This window comes from Planktotalea sp. (assembly GCF_018607995.1).
Classification (GTDB): Bacteria; Pseudomonadota; Alphaproteobacteria; order Rhodobacterales; family Rhodobacteraceae; genus Planktotalea.
The window spans coordinates 295,745-319,477 of sequence record NZ_JABBAL010000015.1; the positions used below are offsets into that span (position 1 = coordinate 295,745).

Annotated in this window: 29 protein-coding genes and 2 pseudogenes; 19 read left to right on the forward strand and 12 right to left on the reverse strand. The window is 52.6% G+C overall.

What is annotated here, in order from left to right:
- The 6 genes from sucC to mdh all read right to left on the reverse strand — a co-directional run bounded on the left by sucC (window position 1) and on the right by mdh (window position 3,959).
- The gene (sucC, locus tag QZ280_RS05500) at window positions 1–1,197 is read right to left on the reverse strand and encodes an ADP-forming succinate--CoA ligase subunit beta (protein ID WP_293441570.1); all 1,197 of its coding nucleotides are present in this window, start codon (window positions 1,195–1,197) and stop codon (window positions 1–3) included.
- A 181-nt stretch (window positions 1,198–1,378) separates the two neighbouring features.
- Window positions 1,379–1,651 (reverse strand): hypothetical protein, encoded by a 273-nt coding sequence (locus tag QZ280_RS05505; protein WP_293441571.1) that lies wholly within the window; start codon window positions 1,649–1,651, stop codon window positions 1,379–1,381.
- A gap of 90 nt (window positions 1,652–1,741) precedes the next feature.
- Window positions 1,742–2,086, reverse strand: a complete 345-nt coding sequence (locus QZ280_RS05510; RefSeq protein WP_293441572.1) for a hypothetical protein — start codon at window positions 2,084–2,086, stop codon at window positions 1,742–1,744.
- A complete protein-coding gene (locus tag QZ280_RS05515; RefSeq protein WP_293441573.1) occupies window positions 2,067–2,423 on the reverse strand; it encodes a hypothetical protein in 357 nt (118 codons plus the stop codon). The genes QZ280_RS05510 and QZ280_RS05515 overlap by 20 nt, the downstream gene beginning before the upstream one ends.
- Window positions 2,424–2,441: 18 nt before the next feature.
- Window positions 2,442–2,912 carry a hypothetical protein gene (locus QZ280_RS05520; RefSeq protein ID WP_293441574.1) on the reverse strand — a complete coding sequence of 157 codons (471 nt, stop codon included), beginning with the start codon at window positions 2,910–2,912 and terminating at the stop codon, window positions 2,442–2,444.
- 84 nt (window positions 2,913–2,996) lie between these two features.
- The gene (mdh, locus tag QZ280_RS05525) at window positions 2,997–3,959 is read right to left on the reverse strand and encodes a malate dehydrogenase (protein WP_293441575.1); all 963 of its coding nucleotides are present in this window, start codon (window positions 3,957–3,959) and stop codon (window positions 2,997–2,999) included.
- Between the two features lie 142 nt (window positions 3,960–4,101).
- On the opposite strand from mdh, the gene QZ280_RS05530 reads away from it, so the two are divergent.
- Window positions 4,102–4,869 carry a sulfite exporter TauE/SafE family protein gene (locus tag QZ280_RS05530; protein ID WP_293441576.1) on the forward strand — a complete coding sequence of 256 codons (768 nt, stop codon included), beginning with the start codon at window positions 4,102–4,104 and terminating at the stop codon, window positions 4,867–4,869.
- Here the strand turns inward: QZ280_RS05530 and QZ280_RS05535 are convergent.
- A complete protein-coding gene (locus tag QZ280_RS05535; RefSeq protein ID WP_293441694.1) occupies window positions 4,866–5,171 on the reverse strand; it encodes a hypothetical protein in 306 nt (101 codons plus the stop codon). The genes QZ280_RS05530 and QZ280_RS05535 overlap by 4 nt on opposite strands.
- Before the next feature lie 324 nt (window positions 5,172–5,495).
- On the opposite strand from QZ280_RS05535, the gene QZ280_RS05540 reads away from it, so the two are divergent.
- The 12 genes and pseudogenes from QZ280_RS05540 (at window position 5,496) to QZ280_RS05595 (ending at window position 13,623) form a co-directional block, all read left to right on the forward strand.
- Window positions 5,496–6,353, forward strand: coding sequence for a CoA ester lyase (locus tag QZ280_RS05540; protein WP_293441577.1), 858 nt, complete (start codon window positions 5,496–5,498; stop codon window positions 6,351–6,353).
- A 6-nt stretch (window positions 6,354–6,359) separates the two neighbouring features.
- Window positions 6,360–6,905 (forward strand): NnrU family protein, encoded by a 546-nt coding sequence (locus QZ280_RS05545; protein ID WP_293441578.1) that lies wholly within the window; start codon window positions 6,360–6,362, stop codon window positions 6,903–6,905.
- A 3-nt stretch (window positions 6,906–6,908) separates the two neighbouring features.
- On the forward strand, window positions 6,909–7,115 hold the full coding sequence (locus QZ280_RS05550; protein WP_293441579.1) for a DUF1737 domain-containing protein: 207 nt from the start codon (window positions 6,909–6,911) through the stop codon (window positions 7,113–7,115).
- The gene (locus QZ280_RS05555; protein ID WP_293441580.1) at window positions 7,116–8,147 is read left to right on the forward strand and encodes a MaoC family dehydratase; all 1,032 of its coding nucleotides are present in this window, start codon (window positions 7,116–7,118) and stop codon (window positions 8,145–8,147) included.
- Window positions 8,144–8,554 (forward strand): annotated as a pseudogene (locus tag QZ280_RS05560) (DUF4344 domain-containing metallopeptidase). Before QZ280_RS05555 ends, QZ280_RS05560 begins: the two are co-directional and overlap by 4 nt.
- Window positions 8,555–8,560: 6 nt before the next feature.
- Window positions 8,561–8,857: a DUF4344 domain-containing metallopeptidase gene (locus tag QZ280_RS05565; RefSeq protein WP_293441581.1), complete on the forward strand. Its 297-nt coding sequence runs from the start codon at window positions 8,561–8,563 to the stop codon at window positions 8,855–8,857.
- Between the two features lie 132 nt (window positions 8,858–8,989).
- Window positions 8,990–9,373 (forward strand): succinate dehydrogenase, cytochrome b556 subunit, encoded by a 384-nt coding sequence (gene sdhC / locus QZ280_RS05570; protein ID WP_293441582.1) that lies wholly within the window; start codon window positions 8,990–8,992, stop codon window positions 9,371–9,373.
- Window positions 9,374–9,386: 13 nt separating this feature from the next.
- Complete coding sequence (gene sdhD / locus QZ280_RS05575) at window positions 9,387–9,758, forward strand: succinate dehydrogenase, hydrophobic membrane anchor protein (RefSeq protein ID WP_293441583.1); 372 nt, start codon at window positions 9,387–9,389, stop codon at window positions 9,756–9,758.
- A 17-nt stretch (window positions 9,759–9,775) separates the two neighbouring features.
- The gene (gene sdhA, locus QZ280_RS05580; protein ID WP_293441584.1) at window positions 9,776–11,581 is read left to right on the forward strand and encodes a succinate dehydrogenase flavoprotein subunit; all 1,806 of its coding nucleotides are present in this window, start codon (window positions 9,776–9,778) and stop codon (window positions 11,579–11,581) included.
- Window positions 11,581–11,898, forward strand: a complete 318-nt coding sequence (locus tag QZ280_RS05585; protein WP_293441585.1) for a succinate dehydrogenase — start codon at window positions 11,581–11,583, stop codon at window positions 11,896–11,898. Before sdhA ends, QZ280_RS05585 begins: the two co-directional genes overlap by 1 nt.
- A 12-nt stretch (window positions 11,899–11,910) precedes the next feature.
- On the forward strand, window positions 11,911–12,690 hold the full coding sequence (locus QZ280_RS05590; protein WP_293441586.1) for a succinate dehydrogenase iron-sulfur subunit: 780 nt from the start codon (window positions 11,911–11,913) through the stop codon (window positions 12,688–12,690).
- An 87-nt stretch (window positions 12,691–12,777) separates the two neighbouring features.
- Window positions 12,778–13,623 carry a DUF1989 domain-containing protein gene (locus tag QZ280_RS05595; protein ID WP_293441587.1) on the forward strand — a complete coding sequence of 282 codons (846 nt, stop codon included), beginning with the start codon at window positions 12,778–12,780 and terminating at the stop codon, window positions 13,621–13,623.
- On the opposite strand, the gene deoD is transcribed toward QZ280_RS05595, so the two are convergent.
- The 5 genes from deoD to QZ280_RS05620 all read right to left on the reverse strand — a co-directional run bounded on the left by deoD (window position 13,620) and on the right by QZ280_RS05620 (window position 17,475).
- Window positions 13,620–14,324, reverse strand: coding sequence for a purine-nucleoside phosphorylase (deoD, locus tag QZ280_RS05600; RefSeq protein WP_293441588.1), 705 nt, complete (start codon window positions 14,322–14,324; stop codon window positions 13,620–13,622). The genes QZ280_RS05595 and deoD overlap by 4 nt on opposite strands.
- 9 nt (window positions 14,325–14,333) lie before the next feature.
- Complete coding sequence (locus tag QZ280_RS05605) at window positions 14,334–14,780, reverse strand: GNAT family N-acetyltransferase (RefSeq protein WP_293441589.1); 447 nt, start codon at window positions 14,778–14,780, stop codon at window positions 14,334–14,336.
- 36 nt (window positions 14,781–14,816) lie between these two features.
- Window positions 14,817–16,796 (reverse strand): protein meaA, encoded by a 1,980-nt coding sequence (locus tag QZ280_RS05610; RefSeq protein ID WP_293441590.1) that lies wholly within the window; start codon window positions 16,794–16,796, stop codon window positions 14,817–14,819.
- Window positions 16,797–16,892: 96 nt separating this feature from the next.
- The gene (locus QZ280_RS05615; RefSeq protein WP_293441695.1) at window positions 16,893–17,153 is read right to left on the reverse strand and encodes a GNAT family N-acetyltransferase; all 261 of its coding nucleotides are present in this window, start codon (window positions 17,151–17,153) and stop codon (window positions 16,893–16,895) included.
- Window positions 17,154–17,169: 16 nt separating this feature from the next.
- The gene (locus QZ280_RS05620) at window positions 17,170–17,475 is read right to left on the reverse strand and encodes a hypothetical protein (RefSeq protein WP_293441591.1); all 306 of its coding nucleotides are present in this window, start codon (window positions 17,473–17,475) and stop codon (window positions 17,170–17,172) included.
- A 71-nt stretch (window positions 17,476–17,546) separates the two neighbouring features.
- Between QZ280_RS05620 and QZ280_RS05625 the strand changes: the two genes are divergently transcribed.
- The 6 genes and pseudogenes from QZ280_RS05625 to QZ280_RS05645 all read left to right on the forward strand — a co-directional run bounded on the left by QZ280_RS05625 (window position 17,547) and on the right by QZ280_RS05645 (window position 23,712).
- Window positions 17,547–18,902, forward strand: coding sequence for a 1-acyl-sn-glycerol-3-phosphate acyltransferase (locus tag QZ280_RS05625; protein ID WP_293441592.1), 1,356 nt, complete (start codon window positions 17,547–17,549; stop codon window positions 18,900–18,902).
- A gap of 146 nt (window positions 18,903–19,048) precedes the next feature.
- The gene (gene ccrA, locus QZ280_RS05630; protein ID WP_293441593.1) at window positions 19,049–20,332 is read left to right on the forward strand and encodes a crotonyl-CoA carboxylase/reductase; all 1,284 of its coding nucleotides are present in this window, start codon (window positions 19,049–19,051) and stop codon (window positions 20,330–20,332) included.
- 483 nt (window positions 20,333–20,815) lie between these two features.
- Complete coding sequence (locus QZ280_RS16270) at window positions 20,816–21,154, forward strand: autoinducer binding domain-containing protein (protein WP_365734264.1); 339 nt, start codon at window positions 20,816–20,818, stop codon at window positions 21,152–21,154.
- Window positions 21,135–21,419 (forward strand): helix-turn-helix transcriptional regulator, encoded by a 285-nt coding sequence (locus QZ280_RS16275; RefSeq protein ID WP_365734265.1) that lies wholly within the window; start codon window positions 21,135–21,137, stop codon window positions 21,417–21,419. Before QZ280_RS16270 ends, QZ280_RS16275 begins: the two co-directional genes overlap by 20 nt.
- Before the next feature lie 84 nt (window positions 21,420–21,503).
- Window positions 21,504–22,177: pseudogene (locus tag QZ280_RS05640) on the forward strand (acyl-homoserine-lactone synthase).
- A 5-nt stretch (window positions 22,178–22,182) separates the two neighbouring features.
- Window positions 22,183–23,712, forward strand: a complete 1,530-nt coding sequence (locus QZ280_RS05645) for an AAA family ATPase (protein WP_293441594.1) — start codon at window positions 22,183–22,185, stop codon at window positions 23,710–23,712.
- Window positions 23,713–23,733 lie beyond the last annotated feature (21 nt).

The window sequence follows — 23,733 nt, forward strand, 5'->3', positions numbered from 1 at the left end:
TTATCCTTTCACCGCTTTGACGATTTTCTGTGCACCGTCTTTCAGGTCGTCCGCTGCAATCACGTCAACGTCGGAGTTGTTGATGATTGCTTTGCCTTCTTCCACGTTTGTGCCCTCTAAGCGCACAACAAGTGGAACTTGCAGACCGACTTCTTTCACCGCAGCGACAACGCCTTCCGCGATGACATCACAGCGCATGATGCCGCCAAAGATGTTCACGAGGATGCCTTTGACTTGTGGGTCAGAGGTGATAATTTTGAAAGCTTCTGTCACCTTCTCTTTGGTCGCACCGCCGCCTACGTCGAGGAAGTTTGCAGGCTCTGCGCCATAAAGTTTGATGATGTCCATCGTCGCCATCGCGAGACCTGCGCCGTTGACCATGCAGCCGATTTCGCCATCAAGTGCGATGTAGTTGAGGTCATACTTGGATGCCTCCAGCTCTTTGCTGTCTTCTTCTGTCTCATCGCGCAGTGCCATTATGTCGGCGTGGCGATAAAGTGCGTTGCCGTCGAAACCGACCTTCGCGTCGAGAACCTTAAGATCGCCGGAGCCTTCCAGAACGATCAACGGGTTGATCTCCAGTTGCTCCATGTCCTTCTCAACGAAGGCTTGGTAAAGTTGACCCATCAGCTTAACGCACTGTTTTACCTGCGCGCCTTTGAGGCCGAGCTCAAATGCGATGCGGCGACCGTGGAACGCTTGGTAACCTGTCGCGGGATCAACGGAAAAGCTTATGATTTTCTCAGGAGTTGCTGCTGCAACTTCTTCGATGTCCATGCCACCCTCTGTGGAGCACACGAAGGAAATCCGTGATGTTTGACGATCCACGAGCAGAGCGAGATAAAGTTCCGCTTCGATGTCGGAACCATCTTCGATGTAGATGCGGTTCACTTGCTTGCCCGCTGGGCCAGTCTGGTGTGTGACCAATGTACGGCCAAGCATCTTCTTAGCTTCATCAGCAGCCTCGGAGGCGGAGAAAGCGAGGCGTACGCCACCTTTTTCGCCTGCATCGGTCTCTTTGAATGTGCCTTTGCCGCGACCACCTGCGTGGATTTGCGCCTTAACAACCCAAAGTGGGCCGTCCATCTCGCCAGCGGCTGTTTTGGCGTCTTCTGCTTTGAGCACAGCGCGGCCATCTGAAACTGGCGCACCATAGCTCTTGAGCAGTGCCTTGGCTTGGTATTCGTGGATGTTCATTAGAAACGGTCCCGTCTTGCTTCGATTATTTGTCCCTATAGTGTGAATATTAAGGGCGGATTAAACGATAAAATGCCGCAGACGGTATAAATCGCACATTTGTGATCACACGTATTTTTTCTGTGATCACAAAATTACAAAGTGTGGCAAAATTTCGCCCTCAGATCGACAAAACTGGAAATCAATTCAGGAAAATTGCGAAACCGATTTGATTCCCAGCCGTCATCCTTCGGAATACGCGCCAACTTGCGGTGTAAACCCGCTCGCCTTGCATCGCATACTCACAGGAACCAATGCCATGGATGCTCTCAATAATGTCAATTGGACCGGGGTTTTTAGCGAATGCGGAAAGGCTAATTCTGTAACTCTCAGGGAAAAGAGGATGAGGAATGAGCTTTTCACCCTCAATCAAGGCGTCAGCATCATCGAGCACATCTTGCCACGCATTTGCCATGTCTTCGGAAATCCTAATTCCAAAAACCGAGCGCTGATTAGGATTTGGAATCCATTCGCGCTTATTGTCGGTCTCAATGGCCAGCAAACGCTAGAAAAGGCGGTTCTGTCGGATCATCGATTTCCAATGTGTCATGGCCGCAGTGATGTTTTCGTTTGCAGGTTCTTGGGCCAAGGCGGTCAAAGCGATATAAATAGGGTCAAGGAAGTTTCCGAATTGGTCCTTAGGCATGACAGGACGTTTGGTCAGTTCCCTCTCAAATGCTTTACGTGCATCGGTCGCATCAAAAGTGCGCCTTTCTTCTTTCCGGGCCTCATCCATGTGGGTTTTCGCAAACTGCGTTTGGGTCACATACTTGCGCAGATTACTAATGGCCTCTGCGATGTCTTCGTCGGTTCTATCGTCGGCAGTCAGTTTATCTTGGATAGAAAACATTTGTTTTTTCGAGATCGGCATAGCGTTCTTCTGCCCGCACGCGTTTCTCTTTGGCGGCGCGCAAAGCGTTGTCAGCGTCTCGGAGGTTTTCTGAAAGTTCGGCAAGGTCAGGGCTCTCCTCAGCCTGTGATGTGGGCGTATCAAAGGCGCTTTTGCGTTTCGTGGCGAGCAAGTCGATGACAGGCGCTGGATCATAGGCCAAGACGAAATTGGCAAAACCCGACAGCAAATGCGTATAGACGGTCAGCCACGCATGATCCGCGCTGTCAAATCGCACGGTCGTGGGTTTCTCAAAGGCACCGCTTTCTTTCATCTCACGCAGATCGCGACGAGACATGAGCCTTGCCGCGAGCAATTATAGCGCGCCTTCACCTTCAATACGGATACCATTTTGATCAATGTCGAACCAGATGTCTTGCAAGGTCAGCTCGAATGCGCGCGCATTTTGGGGCAATTCAGCGTCAAGCGAGGTTTGAGCCGCGCTCATGCCTTGCAAGAAATCCGTCATTAGATCTGTTATAACCTGACCTTTGAACGGTTCTGGGCGCGGATTTGCAGGGCCTGGCAAAGGCAGGCGAAACAAGGGCAAGCTGCGCAAAGAGGCACCAAGCCCGAAGTTGTAACGCGTTTGAAGCATGCCCTCGATGGCGCGGAGCGATTGTAGCATGCCAATCTGGAACGGGTTCGGGTTTGCGCTGTCTTGAACGTCTTTGATCTGTTCGCTTAAACTGCGGATCGAAAACGCAGATGTTTGCGCGTGCGCAGTTCCAAAACTTGGTGAAAAGGGTGCCAAGACGAAAAGTGCCGCGAAAATTATTGAACGCATGGAGCGCCCCCCAAATGAAAATGCGCAGCCTCGAAAGACTGCGCATTTAGTGGACCATCAGGGTTATATGAAGTCAAACGCCGCTTACGCGAGTGAACCGTCGATCTCTTTACATGCAGCAACCAAGCCTTTGACGGCATCGACAGATTTGTCGAACATCGCCTGTTCGTCTTTGTTCATCTTGATGTTTACAACACGCTCGACGCCGCCAGCACCGATCACTGTCGGAACGCCAACATAAAAGCCGTCGAGGCCGTAAGCACCGTCAACATACGCAGCACATGGCAGAACGCGCTTTTGATCTTTGAGGAAGGCTTCGGCCATCTCGATCGCAGACGTTGCGGGCGCATAGAAAGCGGAGCCTGTTTTCAAGAGGCCAACAATTTCAGCACCACCGTCACGCGTGCGCTGGATTATTGCGTCGAGCTTGTCTTGCGTAGTCCAACCCATGTCGACCAGATCCGGCAATGGGATGCCTGCGACTGTTGAATAGCGCTCAAGCGGCACCATCGTGTCGCCGTGTCCACCTAGAACGAAGGCTGTGACGTCTTTCATGGACACGTTGAATTCAACTGACAAGAAGTGACGGAAGCGTGCGGAGTCGAGAACACCCGCCATACCGCAGACTTTTTCGTGTGGCAAGCCAGAAAATTCGCGCAGCGCCCAGACCATCGCATCAAGCGGGTTGGTGATGCAGATCACGAATGCGTCTGGGGCGTGATCGCGGATACCTTCGCCAACGGACTTCATAACCTTAAGGTTAATACCCAGCAGGTCATCGCGGCTCATGCCTGGCTTGCGTGGAACACCCGCAGTTACGATGCACACGTCTGCGCCAGCGATATCTTCATAAGATTGTGTGCCGGACATTGTCGCATCGAAACCCTCAGATGGGCCGGATTCCGCGATATCGAGGGCTTTGCCTTCAGGCGTGCCTTCGGAAATATCGAAGAGGACGATGTCGCCCAATTCTTTCAACGCTGCGAGGTGCGCAAGTGTGCCACCAATCTGTCCTGCACCAATCAGTGCTATCTTAGGTCTGGCCATGGATCTCTCTCCGGTCCGTTAAATTTGGCGCATGGCTAGTGTGTTCTGCTGCGCTGCGCAAGTGTGCTGCGCTGCGGCGTCAAAATTGTGAAGGCTGGCAAGACCCCACTTAGCGCGCTAAGGCTATGCCGAAGCGTATAAAATGAAAGACGTAGCTGTGTTTTGGGACTTTTCCTTTTTCGCTGTCGCAATCCCTGCGGTTATTTTTGCGGGTATTTCAAAGGGTGGATTTGGGTCAGGTGCGGCTTTTGCAGCGGCATCGATTCTGGCGCTTGTGCTCACGCCGGGCGAAGCACTTGGGTTGATGTTGCCATTGCTGTTGTTGATCGACTTCGCGACGTTGCGGCCCTATTGGCGCAAGTGGCATTGGCCATCCGCACGTTTATTGCTGATCGGAGGTGTGCCAGGCGTCATTATTGGGGCTTTGGTGTACCGCATGACAAATGATGATGTGATCCGGTTTTTGATCGGTGCCATGTCACTGCTGTTTGTGATTTGGCAAATCGCGCGCACACGGGGGATGTTGAAGATTTCATCGCGACCTTTGCCCGATAGCGTCGGCCTGATCGTGGGTGTGACATCCGGGTTCACCAGTTTTGTTAGCCACGCAGGTGGCCCACCCTCTGCTATGTATATGCTGTCGTTGAAGCTTAGCAAAACCGAGTATCAAGCGAACACAGTTTTTGTGTTCTGGATCATCAATGTGATGAAGGCGATAGCCTACGGTGCTCTTGGAATATTCACACTGGATCTGTTGCTGGTAAACCTTGCGCTTGCCCCATTTGCGCTTTTGGGCGCGTGGCTGGGTGTGAAAGCGCATAGTTTGGTGCCCGAAAAGCCATTTTACGCGATAACTTACGTGTTGCTTGTTTTAACGGGAACCAAGTTGATTTTCGACGCACTCACTTAAGCGTCGTTGCCCTTGGTTGGCAGACTTTCTGCGAGCGCTTCGTGATTCTGGCCGGAGGCGACCAAACACGTGGTTCCATTGGCAAGCGTTACAGTGATTGTCCAAGTGCCTGTTTCTGACGAAGAGAATGTTTCAACCATAGAGTTGTTGGACACGAGACCTACCGATTGGCGGGCCTCACCATATTTTTGCGCAAGTCGTTCAACGACAACCTCGCGCGGCGCGCAGTAGCGATTGGTTTGTGCAAAGGCTGTCGAGCCCGCGCGCGCAATAATTCCAAACCCGAGCGCACCAAATGTCATTTGCATGTTCATCGCATCGTCCTTTTGAAAAAGTGGCACTAGGAAGCGCGTTCAGAGTATGTTGAGAACGGCACCTTTCGGTTCAGTCCGTCGTCCAGCACAGGGACTAAAAACCAGCGTTATACTGGGCAACGTCTCGCAATGATCAACCAAACCAGCATGCAAGGCGAGGTATGTAAATTCGGTTAAGCCAACGTGGGCTGTGGGGGTGTTGGATCGAATTTAAGTATTTTTGCTGCATCGCGGCATTTTCAACTTGAATGAAATGGAAATAAATGTGCATTTGAGCGCAACATTATTACACTCAAGTCTCAGGAAATTTCCATGGATTTACGACAGCGTCCGTTTCGTTCCGTTCTTTATATTCCAGCTTCAAAACCGCGCGCGTTGGACAAAGCGCGTAGCCTACAGGTCGATGCGATCATTTTCGATCTTGAAGATGCGGTTGCGTTTGACGAAAAAGTCGCTGCGCGCGAGACCTTGAAAGAGGCTCTGGACACAGACGGCTACGGCGCGCGCTACAAGATCGTTCGGATCAACGGCATTGACACTGAGTGGGGTTTAGAGGACGCCAAAGCCGTGACGCATATAAATGCAGATGCAATCTTGCTGCCAAAGGTCGCGGCTCCTGCAGATCTTGATGCTTTGGCTCAGATCACGGGTGATTTGTCAATCTGGGCGATGATGGAAACACCACGCGGCATGTTGAATGCAAGCGCGATTGCCGCGCATCCTAAACTTGAGGGCATGGTGATGGGCACCAACGATCTCACGAAAGAGCTGCAATGCCGTTTCCGTGCGGACCGCTTGCCGATGCTGACCTCGCTGCAATTGTGTCTGCTTGCTGCGAAAGCCGAAGGGTTGGTGATTGTCGATGGAGTGTATAATGCGTTCAAAGACGATGACGGCCTCGCGGTGGAATGTGAGCAGGGGCGCGACATGGGCTTTGACGGCAAAACGTTGATCCATCCTGCACAGGTCGCTGTGACCAACACCGCCTTCGCGCCAAGTGATGCCGAAATTGATCTCGCCACCCGCCAAATCGCAGCTTTTGAAGCCGCAAAAGCAGACGGGCAGGGTGTTGCAGTCGTCGACGGACGCATCGTTGAAAACCTACACGTTGCCAGTGCAGGTGAAATTCTGGCAAAAGCAAAGGCAATAGACGCGCTAGCAAAGGAATAGCCAGCCATGACCCTTTTAATTCTCGGCCTGCTTCTGTGGAGCCTCGCCCACTTTTACAAACGTCTTTTGCCAGCGCATCGCGCAAAAATGGGTGAAAAGGGCAAGGGAGCGATTGCGATTGTGTTGGTCCTATCCTTGCTGTTGATGATCTTTGGCTATCGCTGGGCTGAATTCATACCTGTTTGGTCGCCGCCTGCGTTCTTTACCTATATCAACAACCTCCTTATGCTATGCGCGTTTTTCGTCTTCGGGATGAGCGCGACGACAGGTCGTTTGCGCGGCAAAATGCGTCATCCGCAGCTTACAGCGGTAAAAATTTGGGCGTTGGCGCATTTGTTAGTGAATGGCGATCTCGTCTCGATCATACTGTTTGGTGGCATGTTTGCTTGGGCGACCGTTTCGGTGATTTTGATCAATCGCAGCCAAGAGTGGGTGCGTCCGGATCCAGGCGATGCCAAGAAAGACAAACTTTTAGTTATCATCACCTTGGTCAGCTTCCTCGTTGTCGCAACTATCCACGTATTGCTGGGCGTGTCGCCCTTTGGAGGCTAATCCATGAGCAAGATTTACCGCTTCCTCAGCGAAGATGACACATCAGCTTTTTGCCATAAGGTCAGTGATGCACTGGCTAAGGGCTGGGAGCTTTATGGCTCCCCGACGCAGACCTTTGATCCTGTCAAAGGGATCATGCGCTGCGGGCAATCGATCACCAAAGACATCGATGCACCCTACACGCCGGACATGAAATTGGGGGCGCAATAAATGCTCAAGACCAACCCAGGCCGCTTTTTCGAAGATTATTCTATCGGCGATGTAATCTATCATGCCGTGCCACGCACTGTATCTGGGGGTGAGCGCGCGCTCTATCACGCGCTTTATCCTGCACGCCACGCGCTTTATTCCTCGGATGAATTTGCGCGCCAAAGTGGTTTGCCAGCTTCACCCCTGGATGATTTGGCGGCATTTCACGTGGTCTTTGGCAAATCGGTGCCCGATATTTCGCTCAACGCGGTTGCGAACCTTGGATATGCGGAGGGGCGCTGGCTAAAGCCTGTGTATGCAGGCGACACGTTGCGTTCTGTGTCCGAAGTGATCGGTTTAAAGCAAAATTCAAGCGGTAAAACCGGTGTCGTCTATGTTCGGACTTCTGGCATCAATCAGAATGATGAAACTGTGATGCAATTTGTGCGCTGGGTGATGGTGCGCAAACGCGACGACACTGCGCCTGCGCCGGAAACGGTTGTTCCAGACCTCAAAGACACGCTGGATATTTCCGATCTGGTGATCCCTGATGGTCTGGATTTTACCGACTATGACACCAAGATGTCGGGCGAACCGCATCGCTGGGGTGACTATAAGATTGGCGAAAAGATTGATCATGTTGATGGCGTGACTATCGAAGAAGCCGAGCATATGATGGCGACGCGACTTTGGCAGAACACAGCGAAAGTGCACTTTGACGCCACCCACCGCGATGATGGGCAACGCCTGATTTACGGTGGTCACGTGATTTCCATGGCGCGTACATTGTCGTTCAACGGCTTGGCGAACGCACAAATGATTGTTGGCTTAAATGGCGGTGCCCATGCAAACCCGTGCTTTAGCGGTGATACTGTGCGCGCGTGGTCCGAAGTGCTGGACAAAGCTGACACATCCGCTCCTGGCGTTGGTGCACTGCGTTTGCGTTTGGTGGCCTACAAGGGTGACGCCGTGTTCCAGCTGAAAGGCGAGAACGGTAAACACATGTCGCAAGTTTTGCTGGATCTCGATTATTGGGTGGTAATGCCGAAATGATCCGTGCGTGTTTAACGGCCTTGACCCTTCTGCCAGCCCCCGCATTTGCGGATTTTACAGAGAACGACCTCTTAGCGATTTGCTACGATGAATTGGGCCATGCGGTCATTGATCCGATGCAAGTGCCGATCTTTGGGCAGGAAGAAGACGCAGCGGACTCACTCTCGATCCTGTTGATCGACGCGCTCTATGACAGTGATGATGCGGAAGTCATTGCCTATGACAGCGCTAGCCTTTTTTGAGCTGAAGCGCAGGATGAGCCGGCTTTTTGGGACACACACGGGCCTGACGAAAAACGTTATTTCAATACCGTGTACTTGTTTTATGGGGCTGATCCTGATGTGCTCGAAGATTTCGTTAGCGATCTTGAGTTGCCACAAGCGCGTGCGGATGGTTGCGAAGACTAATTTGCTTTGGCGGCGGATAGCTGGAACGGTGTCCTTGATGGGGTGAGCGAAAGCAACGCTTTGAAAGGCCAGCTGGTCTTGCAAGCGGGTGCTGAAAACTCAGTAATCTCGCAAGGGATTAAAGCTCTGAACGTTAAGTTCAGTTGGCCGCGCGATATTCCAGTTAAGCTGGAGGACTGCGGCGAAGCCAACGCATTTTACGATCTGGATGAACAGAGCATAACAATGTGTCGTGAGCTGACGGGCTGGCCGAGCGGAATTGTTAAACAAATTGGTGTGAACTATTTTTGTGATCACAGCTAAAGTTTGTGTGATCACAAAATTTGCATTTTTTGTAAATTGCTCGAAATTACTGCGCGTTGTTTAGATCCTGTTAGGTGACAGCAGCGAATAATGCGCTAAAACAACGGCAGGGACTCGAAAAAGGATATAGCCATGGCTGATGTGAATAGGGGCAATCGCCCGCTCTCGCCGCATCTCTCAATATACCGGCCGCAACTGACATCTATGACGTCGATTTTGACGCGGATCACAGGCAACGCAATGCTTGTTACGTCACTGCTCATTGTTTGGTGGTTCTTGGCCGCCGCCACATCGGAGAGCTATTTCGCGGTCGCAGATGGGTTCCTGACCAGCTGGTTCGGTGATCTTGTGTTGTTCTTGTCGCTCTGGGGCATGTGGTATCACACGCTTGCGGGCCTGCGTCACTTGATTTGGGACAATGCGATTGGCCTAGAGATCAACACAGCCGAAAAGATGGGCTACGCTGTGATCGGCGGTTCTATCTTGGTGACGCTTATCACTGTGATCATCATTTAAAGGGGCGCGAGACATGGCATTCTTAACAGACCGCAAGCGCGCATCCGGCATGGGTAGCGCAAAATCTGGCACACATCATTTCTGGTCGATGAAAGTAAGTTCCGTGGCTTTGCTTTTTCTCGTGCCGATGTTCATCCTCACATTCGGTGGTATCCTCGGATCTAACTACGCTGAAGTCATGGCCTACTTCGCACGGCCCTTTCCCGCGATTGTCGCTGCTTTGACGATCCTTGTTGGGTTCAAACATTTCAATGATGGCGCGCAGGTGCTGATCGAGGATTATGTGCATGGTTTCATGCAGAAAATTCTGATCATTCTCCTAACTTGCCTCAGCTACGGCGCAGCAGCGGTTGGCATTTTCGCCATCGCTAAACTCGCACTTTAAGTTTCGGAGCATCCCAGATGGCAGCTTATGAATATGAAACCCACGACTATGATGTTGTGGTGGTTGGTGCGGGTGGCGCAGGTTTGCGCGCGACGCTTGGCATGGCGGAGCAGGGCCTGCGTACAGCTTGTGTGACCAAGGTTTTCCCGACGCGTTCGCACACAGTCGCAGCACAAGGTGGCATTGCCGCGTCTTTGTCCAACATGGGCCCAGATAACTGGCAGTGGCATATGTATGACACCGTCAAAGGCTCTGATTGGTTGGGTGATACCGACGCGATGGAATACCTCGCGCGTGAAGCGCCCAAAGCGGTCTATGAGTTAGAGCACTATGGCGTTCCCTTTTCGCGCACGGAAGAGGGTAAAATTTACCAACGTCCTTTCGGCGGTCACACCACTGAATTTGGCGAAGGTCCACCCGTTCAGCGCACATGCGCCGCAGCGGACCGTACAGGTCACGCGATCCTACACACGCTCTATGGCCAATCCCTGAAAAACAATGCGGAATTCTACATTGAATACTTCGCCATTGATTTGATCATGTCCGAAGACGGCCAATGCCAAGGCGTTGTTTGCTGGAAGCTTGATGATGGCACGATGCATGTCTTCAATGCAAAGATGGTTGTGCTTGCGACGGGCGGCTATGGCCGCGCGTATTTTTCCGCGACGTCCGCACACACATGTACGGGCGATGGCGGCGGCATGGTCGCACGTCAGGGTCTTGCTTTGCAGGATATGGAGTTTGTTCAGTTCCACCCGACAGGGATTTACGGCTCCGGCTGTTTGATCACGGAAGGTGCGCGCGGGGAGGGCGGTTATCTCACTAACTCCGAGGGCGAGCGGTTCATGGAGCGCTACGCACCCAACTACAAAGATCTCGCGCCGCGTGATTATGTATCGCGCTGTATGACGATGGAAATTCGTGAAGGGCGCGGTGTTGGTGCGGGTGGCGATCACATCCACCTGAACCTGTCACACTTGCCTGCTGATGCTCTGGCGGAACGCCTTCCAGGTATCTCTGAAAGCGCGAAGATTTTCGCAGGCGTGAACGTCAACAAGGAGCCAATTCCGGTTCTGCCGACGGTTCACTATAATATGGGTGGTATTCCGACGAACTACTTCGGCGAAGTTCTGAACCCGACAGCGAAAGATCCGAACGCCGTTGTTCCGGGCCTTATGGCTGTTGGTGAAGCGGGCTGTGCGTCTGTGCACGGCGCGAACCGTCTTGGCTCCAACTCTCTGATCGACCTCGTGGTCTTTGGACGCGCCGCTGCGATCCGCGCTGGTAAAGTTGTGGATGCTGAGGCAGCGCCTGCAGCCCTGAACCAAATCTCTGTTGATTTCGCCTTTGATCGCTTTGATGGCCTACGTAACGCGAGTGGCGCAACGCCAACTGCTGAAGTGCGCCTTGAAATGCAAAAAACCATGCAAGAAGACGCAGCGGTCTTCCGCACCGATAAAACGCTGAAAGAAGGCGTAGAAAAGATGACGAACGTCGCGTCGAAAGTGGATGATTTGAAAGTGACGGATCGCTCTTTGGTGTGGAATTCTGATCTGATGGAAACGCTTGAGCTGACAAACCTGATGCCAAACGCATTGGCGACGATTTTTGGTGCGGAAGCGCGTAAAGAAAGCCGCGGCGCACATGCGCATGAGGATTACGCGACGCGTGATGATGAAAACTGGCGCGTGCACACGATCAGCCGTGTCGATGGGAAGGATGTCGAACTGACGCATCGTCCTGTAGTCACCGATCCACTTACGACTGAAGCTGAAGGCGGCATCAGCCTCAAGAAAATCGCCCCAAAAGAGCGGACTTTCTAATGCGGGCTTTGCAAGAAATTTCAATCGCAACCACCCTTGGTGCCTGTGTGCAAGCAAATGACGCCGCTTACACAGTTGCGCGCAACACGGTGAAAACTGCGGTGAACGGTGTTGTTGCGCAAAAGTTTCCAGGCGTGAATGCAGCCTCGATCACAGACTGGGTGATAGACAATGCGTCGCGGGTAGAGATCTTCGAAATCGTCAAAGCTGGTGCGACAGGCGTCACGCCCGCGACTGTCGAAACTGTAACAACAATCGCATCGCCCCCTGAAACGGTGCAGTGCATTTCTAAAAACGGCCTTGGCCTGTTTTTGTAAAGGAGTGAGACGATGGTACAACTGGCCCTCCCCAAGAATTCCCGCATGACGACTGGCAAAACGTGGCCAAAGCCTGAAGGCGCGAACAACATTCGCAAGCTGCAGATTTATCGCTGGAATCCCGATGATGGCAAAAACCCGTCAGTGGACACCTATTGGGTCGACATGGACAACTGCGGCCCGATGATTTTGGACGCGCTGATCAAGATCAAGAACGAGATTGATCCGACGCTGACATTCCGCCGTTCGTGCCGTGAAGGGATTTGTGGCTCCTGCGCGATGAACATCGATGGGATCAACACACTTGCGTGCATTTATGGCATGGATGAAGTGAAGGGCGATGTGAAAATATACCCGCTCCCACACATGCCTGTGGTGAAAGATTTGATCCCGGACCTGACGCATTTCTATGCGCAGCACGCGTCGATCATGCCCTGGCTTGAGACAAAGACAAATCGCCCAGCGAAAGAGTGGAAGCAATCTATCGGGGATCGCAAGAAACTTGACGGTCTCTATGAGTGCGTTATGTGCGCGTGCTGCTCTACATCTTGCCCGTCCTACTGGTGGAATGGCGATCGCTATCTTGGACCGGCTGCATTGCTGCACGCATATCGCTGGATTATCGACAGCCGCGACGAAGCGACGGGTGAGCGTTTGGATGAACTCGAAGATCCATTCAAGCTTTATCGCTGCCACACGATTATGAACTGCGCGAAGACTTGCCCTAAGGGTCTTAACCCCGCGCTCGCAATCGCAGAGATCAAGAAAATGATGGTCGAGCGCACCGTTTAAGCGCAAGAGTATTTCTAGAAATACCATACTAACCCGTTGCGCTTTGGTGCAGCGGGTTTTCTGATGCCTCTAATGAGGGAGCGTAAAATGCCAAACCAACCAAGCGATGCCGAAGATCGACGCAACATTGGGCCTGTCGTATGCTATCCTGTTGCCGGTTTGCCAAAGCGGGATATGGCGCTTTACAGCGAAGCCCGCGAAGATGCTGTGAAGGTTGATGAGGTACAGGTGCCTGCGCGTGATGCGCGCACGTTTCACGCGCCCGTGGGCCATTTCTTTCGCATCTCGTGCCCCGATGGCCCTCAAGTGGGCGATCTAAATCTATGGAATGCAAATGATCTGAGCGAGCGTTTTTATTCCGGCAAAACGCGGGCGCTGCATGGCACGCATATCACCACCGCTCAGAGCATGTGGAGTTCTCTTCCCACCCTGCGACCTATGGCAATAATCACGACAGACACGCTTGAGTGGTATGGCATCGATCCCTATGGCGGCTCTGTGCACGATGTGATCGGCACGCGCTGCGATCCCTACACGGGCAATCTACTGTCTGGAACGCAATATCACCATTGCTGTCATTCGAACCTGACGCGTGCTTTGGCGGATCACCTTGGCGTTTCCCTGAAAGAAGCAGAACCGCATGTGCATGATGTGCTCAACGTTTTCATGTGTACTGGGTTTACGCGCGATACTGGTCAGTATTTCATGAAATCCAGCCCTGTGCGGCCAGATGACTATCTGGAGTTTTTCGCCGAAATCGATTTGCTTGGCGCGCTCAGCGCTTGCCCCGGCGGGGATTGCTCAAGTGTTCATTCTAGCGACGAGGCGCAATGCCATCCACTGTTGGTCGAAGTGTTCAAGCCAGAAGCCGACGCGCTGATAGGGTGGGCGTCGCCGCAACCAAACGGGTACGACGGCACGCACGGGCGTTAGGCGAAAGCCGCTTCCAAAGCGATTTCTAACATTTCGCCAAAGCTGCTTTCGCGGTCTTCAGAGGGCAAAGCGTCACCAGTGATCAAGTGATCCGACACTGTCAGCACTGCCAAGGCGCGTGCGTCATAGCGGGCTGCAAGCGTGTAAAGTTCTGCCGCTTCCATTTCCACACCTAGGATGCCATGGCGGGTCATCTGCTCATTTAGATCTGGGCGCTCATCGTAGAAAACATCCGCTGAATAGATGCCGCCAATATGGGTCTTCGTGCCCTTTGCTTCGGCGGCTGTTACAGCTGCGCGCAACAATCCCCAGTCCGCACACGGCGCGTAGTTTAACTCTTTGAAAAACCCCAACGAAGGCGTGGAGAGCGTCGAAGACGTCATCGCGATAATCACGTCGCGGATTCCGACATAAGGCTGCATCGCTCCGCAAGACCCGATGCGGATCAAGGTCTTTGCACCATAATCTTTCAGCAATTCATTGGCATAGATCGACAGCGATGGCATGCCCATACCGCTGCCTTGGATTGTGACGCGGTTGCCTTTCCAAGTGCCTGTAAAACCCAGCATTCCGCGCACTTCGTTTACAAGCTCTGCGTCCTCAAGAAACGTCTCAGCCGCCCATTTCGCACGGTAGGGATCACCGGGCATAAGGACGGTTTCAGCGATTTGGCCTTTGTCGGCACCGATATGAATGGTCATGGGTGAGTCCTAACGTTTGTATTGTAAGAATTCGGTTTTGCTTGCGAGGCGGTCATAAAGTTGGCGCGCTGTTGCGTTGAATTCTTGCGTCATCCAATAGACCGTCGGCGTCTCGCCTTGATCGGCCACATCGTAAACATGTTCAATCAAAGCGCGCCCAATGCCTTTGCCGCGCACAGATGGATCAGCGTAGAGATCTTGCAGGTAGATGACGTCTTCAATCTTCCAGTTGTGCGGATGATAAATCCAATGGACGAGGCCGACAGGTTTGCCATCGCTAAACGCCAAAGCGGCGCTTTGCGCGGTATTTGCAGGGTCAATTAGACGCTCGAATGTGGTCGCATAGACCTCTTCGGGAACGCTGCTTTCATAAAATTCGAGATACGCATTCCAAAGACGGCGCCAATCGGCTTCGTCGCTTTTCTTAAGTAGGCGGATGGTGAGAGTGTTTGTCATGCGCTGGACGGTAGAACCGCCCTGTGGCAGGGTCAATCACTCAGCCGCAATCGCGTTGGGATCAGCAAGCGTGACGATATCTTTCATGATCGCATTCAGTTCGAAATCTTTGGGCGTGTAGACCCGTGCAACACCCATCGCGCGCAAACGCTCAGCGTCGTCATCTGGGATGATGCCGCCAACGATCACGGGGGTGTCGCCAAGCTCCGCATCGCGCATGCGTTTCATCAGGTCTTCGACTAATGGGATGTGACTGCCAGAAAGGATCGATAGCCCGACCACATGTGCTTTGGTCTTAATCGCTGAGGCGACAAGCTCTTCAGGCGTCAAACGAATACCATCGTATTCGATATCCATACCGCAATCGCGTGCACGGAACGCAATCTGCTCGGATCCATTGGAGTGCCCATCAAGACCTGGTTTGCCCACAAGGAACTTAAGGCGACGACCAAGTTTATCGCTGACCACGTTCACAGCCTCACGGATATCGTCGAGCCCTTCTGTCTTATTCGACACGGATGCGGAGACGCCTGTCGGGCCGCGATATTCACCGTGGACTTTGCGCATTTCGGTGGCCCATTCGCCAGTGGTGACGCCAGCTTTCGCAGCTTGGATGGAGGCAGGCATTACGTTTTCGCCCTTCCTTGATGCCTCTCGCAAGTTTGAGAGCGCGGTTTGCACAGCTTGGGCATCGCGATTGGCTTTCCAATCGTTTAGACGCGCAATTTGCTCGTCTTCAACCGTGGGATCCACGACCATGATGCCGCCATCTTCTGTTTGCAATGGTGATTGCTCACCTTGCTGCCATTTGTTTACGCCCACGACGATGGTTTCATTGCGCTCGATCTTGTTGAGGCGATCCGCGTTGGAATCCACCAGACGCGACTTCATGTAATCAATCGCATCAATGGCACCACCCATGGAACTAAGGTTCGCAAGCTCCGCACGCGCGCCAGACTTGAGCTCTTCTACTTTGCGTTCCACGGCAGGGTTTTGGTCAAACAGGTCATCGAATTCCAACAAGTCCGTTTCATAGGCCAGGATTTGTTGCATGCGCATCGACCATTGCTGATCCCAAGGACGCGGCAAGCCAAGTGCTTCGTTCCATGCGGGGAGTTGCACGGCGCGGGCGCGGGCATTCTTGGACAAGGTCACGGCCAGCATTTCTAAGAGGATCCGGTAGACGTTGTTCTCTGGTTGCTGCTCGGTCAAACCAAGCGAGTTGACCTGAACACCGTATCGAAAGCGGCGCATCTTTGGGTCTTGAACGCCATAACGCTCCAGACAAATTTCATCCCATAGATCTACGAAAGCGCGCATCTTGCACATCTCAGTGACAAACCGAATGCCCGCATTCACAAAGAAAGAAATACGCCCAACAAGGGTTGGGAAGTCTTCGGCAGGAACGCGCGGGCGGAGTTCATCGAGAACGGCTGTGGCGGTTGCCAAGGCGAAGGCCAGCTCTTGTTCTGGCGTCGCGCCTGCCTCTTGCAAGTGATAGGAACACACGTTCATCGGGTTCCATTGGGGGATGTTCGTGTAGCAATATTCGGCCACATCCGCGATCATCTTAAGGCTGGGTTTTGGTGGGCAGATATATGTACCGCGCGACAGGTATTCTTTGATCAGATCGTTCTGCACGGTGCCTTGCAGCTTGGATACATCCGCGCCTTGCTCTTCTGCAGCGGCCACATAGAGAGCAAGCAACCAAGGGGCGGTCGCGTTGATCGTCATCGATGTGTTCATATCCTCAAGCGGGATTTGATCGAACAACGTGCGCATATCACCAAGGTGGCAAACGGGCACGCCAACTTTGCCCACTTCACCGCGAGCGAGCACATGATCGCTGTCATATCCTGTTTGCGTTGGAAGATCGAAAGCGACTGATAGACCGGTCTGACCTTTTGCTAAGTTCCCACGGTATAACGCGTTGGAAGCTTTCGCCGTTGAGTGACCCGCGTAGGTCCGAATGAGCCAAGGGCGATCTTTTTTAGCAGCAGGTTGTGTATCAGTCATGGCGCGCCCTCTTGAATTACTTGAGTAATTTTATTGCGTTTGGTAATGTATATGTGGAATTTTACGCAACTGTCAATTCGCCGCGTTGCGGCATTCTCAAGAATGCGAGTGCAGCGTAAAGCGCATTTCAGTTGCACTTGAAAACCCGAAGAGATGTTTGAGCGGACCAAGCGTCTGTACTTTGCCAGCGATAAAGCCTTCGCGTTCATACAGTGCGCGTGCACGTGGATTGTTATCAATTACATCGAGACGCACGTCGCTACAGTTTCGCTGGTCAGCTTTGGTCTTGATCGCCTGCAGCAGTGCGCGGCCAAGCCCCATACCACGCGCATTCTGTGTGACGAAGATGCCATCCATCAACTGGGTTTCGCTTTTAAATTGCGTTCCAGCAATGACAGTAATGCAGTGCTCCATATGGCACCCATTGTACCGAACACCGCGTGCTGGTCATCAAAATCACCGCGCCTTTACTCGTTTTAAAACCAACGACGCCCCAAAAGGGTCCCATTGGCATCACGCGCGCAAAGCGCGGCTCAGCGACGTGTGCTAGAAACTTCAGCGCTTTTGCCTCGGGGCTGAGGCCAATGGATAGTTTTGCACCGAAGTCTTCCCAAAACAGTGCTGCGACGATGGGACGCTCGGCGTCTGTGAACCCTTGAGTGATGCGAAAGCTCGACATTTTCGAGATATCCTATGCGTGCTGATAAGAAACATATTTACCCTCGGGGCCCTTGCTGCAAGGGTCCGCGGATGATGCAAACTGTTGAACTGCCGATTTGGCTCTTTATTTTGATCCTGTTTTTCGCAGTGGTTACCTTTGCATCCCATTTTTTGTTCCCGTCTGTGCGTTGGTTCTTTCGCCGCCGGATGGAGCGCGTCGTAAAGCGTGTGAACGAACGTCTAGAACGCCCGATTGAACCATTCAAATTGGCGCGGCGTTACGATATGATCCAACGCCTGATCTATGATCCTGAGGTAAGCCAAGCGATTGCAGATCACGCAAGGCGCAACAGCGTTCCTGAAAACGTAGCGTTCGAGCAAGCGCGCAAATATGCCCGCGAGATCGTCCCCTCCTTTAGTGCGACCGCGTATTTTGGCATCGCGATCCGAATTGCACGTGGGATGAGCAATGCGCTTTATCGTGTGCGCTTGGGCTATCATGATGACGCTGGGCTAAGCGCGCTCGACAAAGATGCAACGGTTGTTTTCGTGATGAACCACCGCTCCAACATGGATTATGTTTTGGTCACTTATTTGGCGGCTGAGCGCTCTGCGCTTGCTTACGCAGTTGGGGAATGGGCGCGGGTTTGGCCGCTAAGCCGTTTGATCAAGGCAATGGGTGCCTACTTTATCCGCCGCAAATCACGCGGGGACCTCTATCGACGGGTTTTGGCGCGCTATGTGCATCTGGCAACGCAAGCCGGGGTCACCCAAGCGATGTTTCCTGAGGGTGGGCTATCCCTGGATGGGAAATTAGCACCGCCTAAACTGGGCTTGCTCAAATATATCACTGATGGTTACGCCGATGGCGACCGCGATGTTCTATTCGTTCCCGTCGCTTTGAATTATGACAGGGTACTCGAAGATCGCATTCTGATGGCTGCGGATGCGGCGGGTACGCGTCGGTTTCGTGCGCGCATTGGTGTCGTGACCGGGTTTTTCGTCAAACAGCTTTGGCTGCGCATAAGCGGACGCTTTCATCGTTTCGGATATGCTGCGGTCAGTTTCGGTCCCGCTGTTTCGCTTAGCGCTCATGTTCAGACCCACGGTGCGCCGGATGCGGAGCAATTGGCGACAGAACTAATGCAAAGGATCGCGGATATCGTCCCTGTCGTTCCTGTACCCTTGCTGGCCTCCGTGATGCGCGACCGCGAAAGCGTGAAATGCGATGAATTGCCAGCGCTTTTGGATGTTGAGCTGAGCAAGTTGAATAGCGTGCATATTCATATGCCGCGTGGTGAGATTAGTTATGCTGTTGAAATTGCGCTCAAGCACCTGAGTGAACGCCGCATTTTACGAACAGAAGGCGATATGATTGTCGTTGATGAGAAGCAGCGTTTTGCGTTGCGCTATTATGCCAACTCCATTGCGCACTTGAAACGGTAGTTTGCGTCTGCAGCATAAATGCTGCGGTTGCTGGGTTATAAAATTACTTAAATTGACTTTCTTTAGTTGCATTGTTGCGTGAAAATCTCTAACTCAGTTCGTGATACGGCGATTTTGCGCCGCAGCACTGTATTGAGGAGGGCACCATGGCTTTGAACACAGAGACTGGGATTGTGGCGTATGATGCGCCGGAGAAGGACCTGTATGAAATAGGCGAAATGCCCCCGCTCGGATATGTCCCGAAGAAGATGTATACATGGGCGATCCGCCGCGAACGCCATGGTGAGCCTGATACAGCAATGCAGCAGGAAGTGGTCGATGTTCCCGTACTTGATAGCCATGAAGTGCTTGTTCTCGTGATGGCCGCGGGCGTGAATTACAATGGTGTTTGGGCCTCTTTGGGTCAGCCGATTTCACCGTTTGATGGTCATGGTAAACCCTTCCACATAGCGGGTTCTGATGCATCTGGCATCATTTGGGCCGTCGGTGACAAAGTCAAGCGTTGGAAAGTTGGCGATGAAGTCGTTATCCACTGCAACCAAGACGATGGTGATGATGAGCATTGCAATGGCGGCGATCCGATGTATTCGCCAAGTCAGCGTATTTGGGGTTATGAAACGCCTGACGGCTCGTTCGCGCAGTTCACGAACGTGCAGGCGCAGCAACTAATGCACCGTCCTAAGCATCTGACGTGGGAAGAAGCGGCGTGTTATACGCTCACCCTCGCGACTGCGTACCGGATGCTATTTGGGCATGAGCCGCATGACTTGAAGCCGGGCCAAAACGTTCTTGTTTGGGGCGCATCTGGTGGTCTTGGATCCTATGCAATCCAGTTGATTAATACGGCTGGCGCAAATGCGATTGGCGTGATCTCAGATGAATCTAAGCGCGACTTTGTTATGGGCTTGGGTGCCAAAGGCGTGTTGAACCGCAAGGATTTCAACTGCTGGGGTCAACTGCCAACGGTGAACACGCCCAAATATGCAGATTGGTTCAAAGAAGCGCGCAGATTTGGCAAGGCGATCTGGGACATCACAGGTAAAGGAAACAACGTCGACATGGTGTTCGAACACCCGGGCGAAGCGACCTTCCCTGTCTCCACGTTTGTGGTGAAGAAGGGTGGCATGGTTGTCATCTGCGCGGGCACATCCGGCTTTAACCTGACGTTTGACGTACGCTATATGTGGATGCATCAGAAGCGTCTTCAGGGCAGCCACTTTGCACATCTCAAGCAGGCCTCCGCTGCGAACCAGTTGATGCTAGAACGTCGTCTTGATCCATGCATGTCTGAAGTGTTCGAATGGAATGATCTTCCCGAAGCTCACATGAAAATGCTGCGCAACGAACACAAACCGGGCAATATGTCGGTTCTCGTGCAAGCGCCAAAGACGGGTCTGCGTACATTTGAGGATGCTCTATCTGCTAAATAGGCTTTGGCTGTTTACAAATTGGAAACCAAAGCGCCCGTGAATCAGGTTTTTGATCGCGGGCGTTTCACGTTTCAGTGGTGTTCCAAGCATTCTCAATAGGTTGCATTTCTCTCCCTCGCTACTTCTGGGGAGTATTTTCCGTGAATACTACTCATTAACCGACTCATGTTAAGGTTGAGTCAACTATTCATTAACATCTAATAACGAGAGTCATTATGAACAACACTTGGATACTTGACGTTCTGACGGACTTGAAAACTTTTACATCTATGAACGGCCTTAAAGCCTTGGAGAACGAGCTTGATTGCACACATCGCGTGGCGTCCGCAGAACTTGATGCATTGAACAAAAGGCCAATCCTGGGCTCAAAAACTGAACACCGCGGACGTTGACCGCAGTCTGGCCGAGTTGGAACGCGCTTCCGGGCTTCAAGACCCGCAGACGGCTATCGTCAAGCTGTGTGAGGCCTGCAAGATCGACCATATGGTCTATCACCAAGTGTATAGCCAAGGGGACCAATACGGGTGCGGCACATATTCACCTGCTTGGGTTGAACGATATTTGGAGAAAGAATACCTCCGCATCGATCTGGTAATTTTGGGGTGCTATCAAAGGTTTCATCCTATTGATTGGAAACGTCTCGATTGGTCATCAAAAGCGGCGTGCGGTTTTCGCGCGGAAGCGATGGAATATTGGGTTGGCCATCAAGGCTTCTCTATCCCGATGACGGGGCCGAACGGGCAATACGCGTTTTTCATGGCGTCACATCATTGCTCTGATGAGGATTGGCAAACCTTCAAAAATGAGCACTCCACCAGTTGATCCTGCTCGCGCATTTTTCAACCAGAAAGCTTTGGAGTTTGAACCTGATCGCGTTCCTAAAGCCTCAACAACGCTGTCGCCACGTCAAACGGACGCGATGACATTTCTCGCTATGGGCTTCAACCGCGCGAAAGCAGCCGACAAGATGGAGATCTCGGAGCACACGTTGCGAGTCTACATTGAATCTGCCCACTTCAAATTGGGAGCAATCAATACGACCCACTCGGTCGCGCGCGCGATGAGCCGTGGGCTGATCGTTGTGTAAGCTTTAAGCTACCGCGCGGCCTGTTCACATACCCTAAAATCATTAGTCGCAAGCGGCCACATCAATTTTGTGTGGAGTGCGGCAATGATCAGATACTTGTATGAAGATGAACTTAAGACAGCGCCCTTGTTGAAAGAAACCATGTTTCTCGACTGTGTGGATCAATTCAAAACACGGCTTGGTTGGGATGTGATGCTTGAAGACAATGGCTATGAGCGAGATGAATACGACAGCCACAACCCTCTCTATGTGATCTATCAAAAAGCGGATGGTACGCAGGGTGGCTCGATGCGGTTACTGCCCAGCACGGGGCGTACAATGGTGAATGAACACTTCTCTGAGATCCTTGGTAGCGGTGATGTGCGCAGTCCATTCATCTGGGAATTCACCCGATTTTGTCTTGCACGCAACACAGAGCCGCGCACAGCCGCAGCCTTAATGCTGGCTGGGGGCGAGGTCATGGAGAACTTTGGGGTGAAGCATTTTTTGGTGTGTTTGATGTGCGCATCTATTACATGATAGGGGCAAGCCTCGAGGTGCTGGGCAGCACAGGTGACGGTCGCGAGAAAATTAGCGTCGGACTGTGGTTTTTCACCGATGAAGCGCGTTTGCTTGTCGCTCAAAAAGCAGGAATTTCTGCCGCACTTTCAAAGCTCTGGTGCGAGTGGGCCTTCGGATCAGACGCCCCAAAAGTATCAGAATTCGCTCGAGTTAAACAAACCAGCGCTGGCACTTTGCATGGGGTGCAGATAGTTTGAGCCTCATGTCGCTTCCATCCGTTACCCTCTCTGACGACCAGGCTGCCGCTTTTGATGCGGTGACAGATATGCTGCGTTCTGCGGGCATCGATCTAGAGGACTCGCTGCTCATGCCCCCGCAAGGTCCAGAGCAAAGCGTAATGGCTCTGATCGGTAAGGCGGGTTCTGGGAAAACGTTACTTTTGGCCGAACTTTACAAAGCGCTTGAAGTGGCTGGCGTTGGCATTGTGTCCGGCGAATTTGAGAGCCGCAAAAAGAAAGACAAGCGCACGCTTGCGATCCTCGCACCCACAAACAAAGCCGCATTTGTTTTGCGGATGCGTGGCGTGCCAGCGACGACCATCCACCGCATTCTCTACACCCCCGTATATGATCCAGAATATGAAAAAGTTGCCGAATGGCTTGCGGGTAATGGTGAACGTCCCAGCATTGATGGACTTACAGACGAAGCGCTTGATCGCGCGATGGAGTTTTACCAGCTCAATAAGTCTGTCCCTGGCGCATTGGCGACAGCAGGTTTGCGCGGATCTGACTTCATCACAGGCTGGAAACGTCGTGAAGATCCGCTTGATATTGGGTTTGTCGATGAATCCTCAATGCTCGATGAAAAGCAATTCAATGATTTGAAAGAGATTTTTCCGACCTTGGTTTTGTTCGGCGACCCTGCTCAGCTTGCGCCTGTCAATCAATCGGGTGCGATGGTGTTTGATGGGCTGAGTGGTCCGCGCAAATTGGAGCTTAGCCGAATTCATCGCCAAGATGCGGACAATCCGATTCTTGATCTTGCTCATGCTTTGGCGGACCCGCAGCTGGATTTTCAGTCGTTTGAAAAGATGGTTGAAGAGGCCGCGCAGAAAGATGAGCGCGTTGTTTGGGGTCTGCGCGTCGAAGTTGATTTGATGGCGCGCTCCCCTGTTCTCGTCTGGCGCAATGCGACGCGGATCAGGTTGATCAACGCGTTCCGCTCCGTGCACGGCGCACCGTCTGACGCGCTTCTTGAGGGGGAACCGTTAATTTGTGATGGTATCGAACTCCCATTGAAGCACCGCAAAAAGCGTCTCGATCTGGAAGCACGCGGCCTGATTAAAGGGGCGCAGGTCATCTACCTTGGACCCGGTCGCAAGCCTGGATTTTCGCGTTTGCACGTGATGGGCGCTGAAGACCCGCAAGTCTCGGCAGCATCAATCGTGAAAATCGAAATGCCCGATGAAGAGGAACCGTTCATCCCGTTTGCGGCCCGCATGGGTGCGACCTTCTTACATGGTGCCGCTGTTACCATTCATAAAGCGCAAGGAAGTCAGTGGGATACGGTGCAAGTGTTTTCGCCGGATCTATTTGTTGCGGCGCACATGGGGCGGGTCGAAGCCGGCCAACCGCTTTGGAAGCGTCTTGCTTATGTTGCCATCACCCGTGCACAAGAGCGGCTTATCTGGGTGACGCGCAACCGCTTGTCGCGCCCTTCAGGTCTGTTGCAGGTAGATGATTTGCGCGCCACACCGGCGGCAACACTGACCTTGGAAAGCGAAGAGAGCTGAAACCCATTCTAACGACGGATG